This window comes from Deltaproteobacteria bacterium, assembly GCA_018668695.1.
Lineage (GTDB): Bacteria > Myxococcota > XYA12-FULL-58-9 > XYA12-FULL-58-9 > JABJBS01 > JABJBS01.
In genome coordinates this window covers 1-10,197 of the sequence record JABJBS010000381.1, presented here as the reverse complement: position 1 = coordinate 10,197, position 10,197 = coordinate 1, and the positions used below count along the sequence as shown (strand labels likewise).

Here is a 10,197-nt window from a genome sequence, read left to right as displayed (position 1 = left end):
GTAAGCAAGTGGACATTCCCTACGCCACAAGACGGCAAAGTAACGATTTACTCTCCCTACGTTTTAAACCCAATGGCTGGCTAATCCCCCTAAATCTAGCTGGTAAAGAGAAGAGAGGCCTTAGGGCCTCTTTTTTTTGGCCCGAACATATCGACCGCCGAGAAAGATGCGGGGATATCTGGGTGAGTTGACGTGCCGTCTCTAAAGGACGTGATTCTTTGTATCTTTGAACAAACTGACTTAGGCTCTCTTTGCACATAAACGCCGATGTTCGGCACTAAAAGGAATCTATTATGCAAAACGTTAAATTAGCTCTTGGTGTTCTTATGGTCGTTGGAATTTTTGGGTGCGGAAGTCTTGCGGACGCAATTACAGACGCATTCACGGCCGGCTATTCTTTCGACACAAGTTGCGTTGATGGACAGGCAGACTTGGATGCATGCAGCACTTGCTGTACCGGAAATGATTTTGATACCGCGATGATGTCCAGTGAAGAGTGCGGCTGTGCGAAATGGGATACCACATCTTGTGCAGACGCCACCGATTCGGACTCATGTTCAAGTTGTTGCGACGGCCTTGGCGACAATTACGGTATGTCCATGTATTCGAGTTCCGGTGATAGCGCGACTTGTGGCTGCGTCTGGAACGGAGAGTAAGCTTTCGTCGGGGAGTGGCCGGTTCATGCTTATGGTTTAAATCGGCTACTCACTAAGCTTGAGGTCCTTCGTCATTTCCTACTTATCGATGCCTGAAAACGAGCCCTGGAGGACCCCAAATCCTGCAGGGGTTCGTCCAACAACAAGCGGACTGACGCAGTCGAAGGGCTTTCTTAGTACTTAGGCTTTTCTTAAAGCCGTTATGATTCAAAAAAACTTAATCATTTCAACATTTAATACCTCCCTAGCCATTCCCTAAAAATCCCGTTATCACCTCCAATCAATTGTTTTTCGGGAGCACCACATGACGCAAACAACCTCAGAAAACCCACTCTTCGATCACCACGCTCACCCGCGCTTTGAAGAGATTACACCAGCCCATTCTGCGGAGGCGGTACCGGTTCTTTTAGAAAAAGCGAAGAAAGACTTCGCCGCATTTGAAGCCGATATCGAGCCCACCTGGGATGGCATTTTTGAGCGCCAGAGAAATCTCTTAGAGCCAGTTGGGTTTGCTTGGCACATCACTGGGCACTTGATGAGTGTGCGTAATAGCGATGAGCTGCGTAAGGTGTACGAAGAGCTGCAGCCATCTGTGGTGGAGTTCTTTACTTCACTTGGTCAAAGCGAAGCAGTGTACAAAGCCCTTGAAACGATGGTGGCATCCGAAGGCTGGGCAAGCGTTGAGCCGGCGAAGAAACGACTGGTCGAAAAAGAACTCCTGGGCATGAAGCTCTCGGGCATTTCGTTAGAGGGCGAGGCTAAAGAACGCTTTAATGCCATTCAAAAAGATTTGGCGGAGCTAGCGACGAGCTTTTCCAATACCGTGCTTGATAGCCGTAGAGCCTATGAATTGATTCTTACGGATAAGGCCGATGTTGAAGGGTTTCCTGCAACGCTTCTGGAAATGACAGCCGCCTCGGCTAAAGCAAATGGACATGACGCCGCAACAGCAGACGCAGGACCATGGCGGATAACCCTCGACTATCCAGTGTCGGGTCCTTTTATGATGCATTGTAAGAACCGCAAGCTTCGCGAGACCGTCTACCGTGTGATGATTTCAGTTGCCTCCACTGGAGAGCTGGACAACCAGCCACGGATCGACAGTATTTTGAAGCTGCGGCGCGAGAAAGCTAAGCTATTGGGTTACAGCTCTCATGCGGAAATCTCACTGGCTACCAAAATGGCTGAGGATGTAGCGGCGGTAGATAAGCTCACTGAAGAGCTACGAGCAACCGCTAAACCAAAGGCTGAAGAAGACCACAAGGCATTGGTTGCCTTTGCACGCAAAGCCACAGGTGATGAAAGCCTCGAGCTTACCAACTGGGACGTTGGCTTTTGGGCCGAGCGAATGCGTGAGAAGGAATACAACCTCTCCGATGAAGAGCTGCGGCCTTTCTTCCCGTTCCCTAAAGTGCTGGAAGGGTTATTTGCTATCAGTAAGCGTCTTTTTGATATCGATGTGGTTGCGGCCGATGGTGATGTGCAGGTGTGGAATAAAGATGTTCGTTACTTCAAAATCCGGAACGCCAAGGGCGATGACATCGCGGACTTTTATCTCGACCCATATTCTCGGCCGGCGGATAAGCGCGGCGGAGCATGGATGAACAACCTCTTTGGCCGTGCACCGATGCAAGATGGAAGCATCCGGTTACCAACAGCAATTTTAGCTTGTAACCAGACCCCTCCAGCTGGCGGTCGCCCATCACTGATGAGTCACCGTGAAGTGGAAACACTATTTCATGAGTTTGGTCATGGGTTGCAGCACATGCTCACCACTGTTGATATTGCTCAGGCAGCCGGTATCGAGAGTGTAGAGTGGGACGCTGTGGAGCTGCCCAGCCAGTTTATGGAGAACTGGACCTACCACGAAGAAACAGTGATGGGTTTCTCGAAGCATTTTGAGACAGATGAACCGTTGCCTAAAGATTTATTCGACCGCCTCCTGGCTGCAAAGAATTACCGAGCAGGTTCGGGTATGCTGCGTCAGATTTATTTTGGTCACCTCGATATGGAACTTCATCACCGGTACGACCCGGAAGGGGAAGAGACGGTGGTTCAGGTTAAGAAGCGCGTAGTGGACCAGTCCACAGTGCTTGCGCCTTTGCCAGAAGACCATTTTGAGTGTGCGTTTGGGCATATCTTTGCAGGTGGTTATTCGGCTGGTTATTACAGCTACAAGTGGGCTGAAGTACTTTCAGCGGATGCATTTGCAGCGTTTGAAGATGCCGGGCTTGAAGACGATGCGGCCATTAAGACCATGGGTAACAAGTTCCGCGACACAGTGTTGGCCCAAGGCGGCAGCCGTCACCCAATGGATGTATTCCTCGATTTTCGCGGCCGTGAGCCGTCGACTGAGGCGCTCAAGCGTCATAACGGATTGCTTTAAACGCTCTCGTCCAACAAGGAGTTTCACATGTCTGGAAAAATAGAAGCACGCTTAAAAGAGCTTGGAATTGAATTGCCACCTCCTGCCAAGCCTGCGGCCAATTATGTGCCAACGGTTCGTACAGGCAACCTCGTTTATGTTGCGGGGCAGGTGCCCATGGTTGAGGGTAAGTTTGAATACCAGGGTAAGCTTGGCAAAGACTATACTGTGGAAGAAGGTCAGGCCTGTGCTCGGCTGGTGGCCACCAACGTAATTGCGCAGCTTAAAGAAGCTTGCGGGGGCGACTTGGACCGAGTTCGTCAAGCGGTGAAGCTTAATGGTTTTGTTAACTGCACACCTGACTTCGTAGAGCAGCCTCATGTCATCAACGGGGCTTCAGAGCTTATGATTGAAGTGTTTGGTGAGATTGGGCGTCATGCACGCTCAGCGGTTGGGGTCGCCAATCTGCCATTTGGCGTGGCGGTGGAAATCGACGGCGTGTTTGAGATTGAGTAGGCTTGCTTAGAGCTGAGCTGTGGCAATACGGCCCAGTCGGCGGGTCAGTCGTGGGATGAGTGACCATGCCCATTGCTGCATCGGCTCACCGATAGGCGGTTGCCCGAATGTGGATTGCGTTAGGAAAAAGGCTTTGGCCATTCCAGCTGATTGTTCTGCGCAGATCTTAGCCTCCTGTTTGGCCTCCTCGGAGTCACCGCTCTCAAAAAGTGCCAGGACATAGAGAGCCCGCCGGCAGAAGAGCTGGCTTGTAAGAAGTGCTTGATGCCAATTTGAGAGTAGGGGCCGGTTTCGCTCCGCCTCTTCTAAAACCCAAACATACGAACGTTGCATGAGCAAAGTCTCTTTGGACATATTGGCTTGATGCCACCTGTTATGCACCAGTGTAGAGTCAAGCCAGTGTATTTGCCCGCCATTTATGGCAATGCGTAGCCAAAAATCCCAGTCTTCGCACCCGTAAACAGGGAGCCGTGTAGAAGAGGCTTCCTTAAAGAGGCCGACATTTTCTATGGCACTCTTCCTCGTGAGAGCAGCGTTGACCAAGATGTAGTTGCGGGTCAATAAGGTTGCCAGGGCACTTCCCAACGGTGGTGGGTATTCCGTTGGAACTGGGCCGTGAGTATCGAAGTATTGTCCGGATCCGCAAACCATATCGCATGCTGGGTGGGCGGCGAGATAGGCTAGCTGAGTCTCAAGTTTGTGTGGAAGCAGTTTATCGTCGGCATCAAGGAATTGAATAAACTCACCCTGGGCAAGTTCTAGCCCTGTATTACGCGCTGCGGAGAGCCCCTGGGAAATGGGCTTATGAACCACATGAACTCTGCTTTCAGCTTCGTTTATAATATCTGCAAGATGACCGGTTTCATCGTCTGACCCATCGTTGATGATGATAGCTTCCCAGTTTGAGAAAGTCTGATTTTGGAGGGATTCAACTGCCTCTTGTATAAAGGCAGCAGCGTTGCGAGCCGGGATAATGACGGTGATGCTTACCATGGGCTTAGGGGCCTAGCTGGCTTTCTTATTTGCGGCAATATCCTCACGATACACCTTGAGAACGTCCTTTGGAACGCCGTCGGCACGAAGCTCGCCTTTACGTAGATAGATGAGGCGGCTGCAGTATTGCTGAACCATATTTAAGTCGTGTGATGCGATGACGATTGTTTTTCCGGAATTAAAAAAGCCATCCATACGAGTTTTGCATTTTTGTCTGAAGCTCTCATCACCAACTGCAAAAACTTCATCCAGGAGTAATATATCGGGGTCTACATCCGATGCCACGGCAAACCCTAAGCGAGTGCGCATACCGGAAGAGTAATTCCGAAGGGGAACATCAATGAAGTCTTCAAGTTCTGAGAACTTTACAATGCTCTTGAATTTGGCTTCCATTTGCTTGCGGCTAAAACCCATGATGGCGCCGTTAAGGAAGATATTCTCTCGACCCGTTAGCTTGTTATTAAAACCTGCTCCAAGCTCGATGAGCGGGGTAACACGCCCTGTGGTATGAATGGTGCCCTCGGCCGGTGGAAGCACTCCGGCGATGGCTTTCATAAGCGTGCTCTTACCTGAACCATTGAAACCCACGAGCCCCACACACTCGCCTTGGGGAATCGTGAGGTTTATCTCTTTAAGAGCCCAGAAGTCGGTATAGCCTGCTCCGCGAAAGAGACCAACGAATGCGTCTTTGAGCGTAACTATCTTCTCTTTGTACTGGCGATAACAAATACCAAGCCCTTGGCACTCGATGGCCATCGCATTTTTAGACGGTTCAATATCAAGCATAGAAGACAAACTTTTTCTGGTTTTTCATAAAGACGGTTGCACCGATTACCAGGATGAGGAGGCTGCTGGCGAATCCTATCAGCCAAACGTCTGCCGTGGGTATCTTCCCATAATAGAGGACGTCTCGAGCTGTAATAACGGGATAATATACTGGGTTGAGCTTTAGATACATGGCAGCCTGCTCACCGAATAGATCCGGCGGGTAAATCACAGGCGTCAGATAGAAAAGAGCTCTTAGGACCGCAGAGGTAAGGTGGGTAAAGTCTCGAAAGAAGACATTCAGAGTTGCCAGAAGAAGGGCGCTGCCAAGGGCCACGAGGTAGAGCATAAGCAGTGCAGGGACCAGCAAGAAAATGGTCGATGGGAGTCCTCCCGTACTTAGGAGTGCGACGATGATGTATGCGACCAAGGCAAAAAGAAGATTCACGAGATTCGAGGTGACCACCGCAACCGGGAAGACCACTTTGGGGACGTAGATTTTCTGCATCAAACTGCGTTGCTTGATGATGCTATTAAGCCCGGCTTCGATGGATTGAGAGAAGAATAGCCAGACGATGAGCCCCGAGAGCAAGAAGAGTGCGTAGTTGTCTTCTTCAACCCGGGCGACCCGAGAAAAGACCACCCACATGACGAGCATAAGTAGAAGTGGATTGAGAAGTGTCCAGAGGAAACCAAGAATACTGCCGCGGTAGCGTGTTTTCAGATTCAAGACGACTAAGTACTGCGTCAACTCACGATAATCATACAATTCTTTGAAAAGCTTAAACATTTGAGCCTTATTAGTTGATGCTCGTATGCAAGACCTGCATGGCTCTGTCAAGAGAGGACAAGGCTGTCTCAAAAGACTTGATGGTTCCTCCAGTAGAACTCGCATAGAGACGGTATGCTAATTCTATCTCTTTGATTTATCTATGCTTATTGCGGTCTGGGGTAGGAGGGAATCATGGCCTGGCCCAATATGCGTAAGATCGAGGTTTGAGGATATCCCAGCCAGCGCATGTGTCTTGGTCTTTTAGCGTTTAGCAGGCGTAATCTTGTGAACCCTTACTTTCGATTCCATAAAAGAGGTTGTTAATCATGGCCGTGACGAAGTTTATCGTTTGCGGACCAACATCTGTATGGGTTGAAATATTGGGATTCGAGAAGCGATAGAGCATGAGTGACCGATTATCGCGATGACTTGAAAGTAACTGGTCGATGTATTCATACTGCTCAGAGCTTGGCGACGTGATGACGTGAATAGGACTACGGGGCTCAACCTTGTTAAGCAAAGTTGAGAATACGGCTTCTTTGTAGCTGGGGAAATTCCCCTCAACGAAGTGCGCGTCTTTTTTCTCGTGAAGGTAGTATTTATCGGAGACGATTGGGTCCACAGCTACTGCAGCATAACCGCCGGTCACGCCATGATAGAAGGCACCCGTGGCACCCTTGGATGCGCCGTACAAAACGATATCGGAATTTTGAACACTGAGTTCTTTGGCAATGGCTTGAATGAGATTTTGTGTTTTACCGGTAAAATCTGAGTCGAAGTTACTGTTGAGGTAGAAGCTACCAAGTACCGAGCCAATATCGGCGATACGCAGAATATAGGTGTTTTTGGGGATGTACTTGGCGATTGTTGGAAAGTTCTTAAAGAACATTCTGCGGGAGATACTTGCGTTTAACGGGTAGTCGGCGATTGAGGAAAAGACCACAAGAAGGCGGGGTGCACCCACGTTAAGCGAAGGCTTCTCAATATTGTAAAACATACCGTTGCGGATCTGGAGCGAGTCGTCCTTGAAGAATTGAGCAAAGGTTGAGTGGTCAGAAAGCTGTTCGAAGCGGGAAACGCCATTGGCATGGTCGACGAGGAAGAATCCCTTATTCGACAGATGCGACACGAAACTTCTGACGTGTTCTGATGAACGGGCCAGCCCAAGCAGGTTGTGCTTTAAGCGTTGAGTCTCATCTACACCGACCTTTGACCTGTCGACCAGGACCGTCTGAGTTGGCAGTGCAAACTCAATGGGTTGCCGTATTTGTTCCGGAGAAAGGTGGAGCGTTGATGTTGAGTTGGTCACATAAGTCTCGTGTTGATGCTTCTAATTCTAGGGGTTACTTCTTGCGCTATATGAGAGCACTGGATGACTCTTTAAGCGGTTTACCCAATAGCTCCTCGATTACCGTGATGACCCGGCTCGATGCATTGCCATCGCAAGCACTCAAGAATTTAGCCGTGAATGTGGCATATCGCTCCTGATCGATTGATGCGCCTCGAAGTGCGCTCAAAAGCACGGGTGCCGACGGTTCCTCGATGATTGGGCAAGGCATCTCTTCTCGGTAATCCAGTCCAAATCCACGGTCGTGCTCGTAGCGGTCTATATCCTCGGCGTAACAAATCAGAGGCTTTTGAGCCAAGACCGCTTCAAATATAAGCGAAGAATAATCTGAAATGACGACATCGGCTGCAATGATTAGGCTGGCAGCACTGTAGTCTGAAAGATTTACGATTTTGCCTTGGCTCTTCGAAATCCCGCTTAAGTTGCCAGTGACGCCGCTGTTCTCAAGTAGACGAGGGTGTAGTTTGGTAATGAGCACTTCATCGTCGTGGAGACTTGCAGCGAGCTCTTCAAAGTTTAATTCAAGGTCCAGGCTGACCTTCTTGGACCAAACGCCTCTAAAGGTCGGAGCGTAAAAGTAGATTTTCTTGTTCTTAAACTCTGGATATTGGCTAAAGAATTCTTCTCTTCGTCTCGCCATCTCATCTTGGTCGAAATACAGGTCTGTCTTTGGAACGCCCGTTACTCGGACATGTTCAGCTTTGACGTCGTAGAATTTTGCATAGAGTCCTCTTACATGTTCGGAGGGCGCACAAATAACGTAATCATTTTTTATTTGGCGGTAACCCTTACTCGAGAAACTTTTGACCGCTCCAGCGGCGTGCCAAATCTCAACTCGTTTGGCTCCTGCTGAAAACTGGGTTTTCGCCGCACCGGCCCCGGAAACGATGACCTTTGCGCTACCGATTCGCAACTCTTTGGCTATGCCATACTCTAGGTTTTTTAGGAGGAACTTCCCTTGAACATGGTCCTGGAGCAAATCTTGGACATCTGTCAAATTAGGAATGTCGATACCGACGACTTCATCACTTCTCAGCTTCGAAGTCATGCGCGTCATCAGTTTGTTGTTTTTATAGGCGTGGTTGAAAAAATACTCGCTTGAGTCGATGAGTGATGTGACTAAGCCAACCTCGGCTACTCTCACCTTCTGCTTCTTCATGAATCTTAGAACCGCTCCAGCTTTCCAGGAACGAGATCCAACGAGCTCTTTATATTTCTTTTTATAGGTGTCCGAGTTGGGGAAGTATCTCCAAAAGATATTCTGCTCTAATATCTCGGAGAGACCCACGTCATATCTAAGTTGGTCGTCGACTGGCTCAAACGAAGTGAGTTTCGTTTTACCTTTCAGCTGTGCCGTCTCTATAATGACTTTTTCCCACTGGTCATAAATCGCGTCGGGAGAGTATTTCTTAGAAGCCTCTGTGGACTTTTCAGAGCAGGAGAGGCGAAGGTCGTCGTCATGAATAAGGGCAAGCAGTTGTTCAGCAAAAGAGTCGCTTGCCATACCGTTGGCGAGAAGTCCCGTCTCACCATCTATGATCATCTCATTGACGCCTGAGCATTCTGCGAATCCAACAGCGGGTAGACCGTGTGACATGGCCTCAATAAGTCCAAGCGGGCACCCCTCGAAACGAGATGGAATGCAGTATATCTGGGCTTGGGAATAAAGTTCTTCCGGTGTGTCGGTTTGACCATGAAAGATAACTTTGTCGGCGATTCCAAACTTTGCCGCCTGTTGGGCAAGAAACTTGCTTGAGGGTCCAGTGCCGACAATTCTGAGAGACCAGTCTGGGCATTCTTCGTGGATCGTGGCAAAGGCTCTTACGAGGCAGAGAAGATTTTTCTGATAATTCTCAACCCGGCCAACGCATATAAGCTCTTTCTTGCGATTGAGAAACGATTGGACTTGTTCAACCGGTTTACTTGGATGCGTGGGATTTTTAATGACCACAGTTTTGTCGTGAAGAAATGCAGGGAGGTCCTGCTTAAAGCTCTCGTTGAGAAGGTGAATTTTATCTGCTGCATTAAAAAGAATAAATCTGGTCTTGAGGCGTTCGTCGAAGTTACGACCTAGTTTCCACCATTTGTCGAGATAGTATTCTGGATTGTTGTGTTCCGAAATGAGGAGAGGGATGCCGGTTTTCCAGAGTGCGTTGGCAAAAATAGCTACAATAGAATTGGTTACCATGGGCAACACAACATCAGGATTATCTTTGGTGATGATGCTCTTGAGCAGTTTGATGGTCTTGTTGCTGTAGTTTTGGTTCACCGTGTAGCGAGTGACGCTTTCATCGAGTACCAACCGTTCGCTTTGGTAGCCGCCGGGATGCGATATGTAACTCACCTCGTGTCCGCGCTTGACCATTTCATTTGCCAATTCGACCGCAACCTTATCGATACCAGTCATTTGGCGGTTCAGTGAGACCGTAAACAAGCAAATGCGCATAAAGTGAACCCCTTGCTAAATTGAGAATTGGGCGTAAACCCCTTGCAGTCACGTGTCAACATCGATGGAGTCTAAAAAAAACGACTCAATAGTCGGCAGTTGTGAGGCGCCCGTGAGCTTGAAGCGCCTCGCCCCGCTCGATGTTTGGTTTTTTTTGGGTGGAGCGGTTGGGGGCCTTTTCAGGGTCTACGAATAACTTCCAGAAGGGCAGTCGTGGAAATGGATGGTGTACGCTCAAGGTAGACGACTTTGCAATATTCGTTCATATCGTCAAACCTGCCTTTCCAATCCTCACCCATGACCATGATATCCGCTGCTTGTTCTTGGATATACTGG

General features: G+C 49.0%; 9 protein-coding genes. 3 read left to right on the top strand and 6 right to left on the bottom strand.

What is annotated here, in order from left to right; all coding sequences use genetic code 11:
* Positions 1–293 precede the first annotated feature (293 nt).
* The 3 genes from HOK28_22200 to HOK28_22190 all read left to right on the top strand — a co-directional run bounded on the left by HOK28_22200 (position 294) and on the right by HOK28_22190 (position 3,537).
* On the top strand, positions 294–656 hold the full coding sequence (locus HOK28_22200) for a hypothetical protein (GenBank protein MBT6435819.1): 363 nt from the start codon (positions 294–296) through the stop codon (positions 654–656).
* 304 nt (positions 657–960) lie between these two features.
* Positions 961–3,042 carry a M3 family metallopeptidase gene (locus tag HOK28_22195; protein MBT6435818.1) on the top strand — a complete coding sequence of 694 codons (2,082 nt, stop codon included), beginning with the start codon at positions 961–963 and terminating at the stop codon, positions 3,040–3,042.
* Positions 3,043–3,069: 27 nt separating this feature from the next.
* A complete protein-coding gene (locus tag HOK28_22190) occupies positions 3,070–3,537 on the top strand; it encodes a RidA family protein (GenBank protein ID MBT6435817.1) in 468 nt (155 codons plus the stop codon).
* 6 nt (positions 3,538–3,543) lie between these two features.
* Here HOK28_22190 and HOK28_22185 read toward each other — a convergent pair whose 3' ends face one another.
* The 6 genes from HOK28_22185 to HOK28_22160 form a co-directional block, all read right to left on the bottom strand.
* Positions 3,544–4,530 carry a glycosyltransferase gene (locus HOK28_22185; protein MBT6435816.1) on the bottom strand — a complete coding sequence of 329 codons (987 nt, stop codon included), beginning with the start codon at positions 4,528–4,530 and terminating at the stop codon, positions 3,544–3,546.
* 12 nt (positions 4,531–4,542) lie between these two features.
* The gene (locus HOK28_22180) at positions 4,543–5,286 is read right to left on the bottom strand and encodes an ABC transporter ATP-binding protein (GenBank protein MBT6435815.1); all 744 of its coding nucleotides are present in this window, start codon (positions 5,284–5,286) and stop codon (positions 4,543–4,545) included.
* 22 nt (positions 5,287–5,308) lie between these two features.
* A complete protein-coding gene (locus tag HOK28_22175) occupies positions 5,309–6,085 on the bottom strand; it encodes an ABC transporter permease (GenBank protein MBT6435814.1) in 777 nt (258 codons plus the stop codon).
* A 250-nt stretch (positions 6,086–6,335) separates the two neighbouring features.
* Positions 6,336–7,376, bottom strand: coding sequence for an XcbB/CpsF family capsular polysaccharide biosynthesis protein (locus tag HOK28_22170; protein ID MBT6435813.1), 1,041 nt, complete (start codon positions 7,374–7,376; stop codon positions 6,336–6,338).
* 46 nt (positions 7,377–7,422) lie between these two features.
* Positions 7,423–9,861, bottom strand: coding sequence for a glycosyltransferase (locus tag HOK28_22165; protein MBT6435812.1), 2,439 nt, complete (start codon positions 9,859–9,861; stop codon positions 7,423–7,425).
* Between the two features lie 179 nt (positions 9,862–10,040).
* On the bottom strand, positions 10,041–10,197 hold a 157-nt coding region (locus HOK28_22160), incomplete at its 5' end, for a hypothetical protein (protein ID MBT6435811.1).

Coding starts and splice junctions, on each gene's coding strand:
- HOK28_22200 (MBT6435819.1), top strand. CDS start 294: ATGCAAAACGTTAAATTAGCTCTTGGTGTTCTTATGGTCGTTGGAATT.
- HOK28_22195 (MBT6435818.1), top strand. CDS start 961: ATGACGCAAACAACCTCAGAAAACCCACTCTTCGATCACCACGCTCAC.
- HOK28_22190 (MBT6435817.1), top strand. CDS start 3,070: ATGTCTGGAAAAATAGAAGCACGCTTAAAAGAGCTTGGAATTGAATTG.
- HOK28_22185 (MBT6435816.1), bottom strand. CDS start 4,530: ATGGTAAGCATCACCGTCATTATCCCGGCTCGCAACGCTGCTGCCTTT.
- HOK28_22180 (MBT6435815.1), bottom strand. CDS start 5,286: ATGGCCATCGAGTGCCAAGGGCTTGGTATTTGTTATCGCCAGTACAAA.
- HOK28_22175 (MBT6435814.1), bottom strand. CDS start 6,085: ATGTTTAAGCTTTTCAAAGAATTGTATGATTATCGTGAGTTGACGCAG.
- HOK28_22165 (MBT6435812.1), bottom strand. CDS start 9,861: ATGCGCATTTGCTTGTTTACGGTCTCACTGAACCGCCAAATGACTGGT.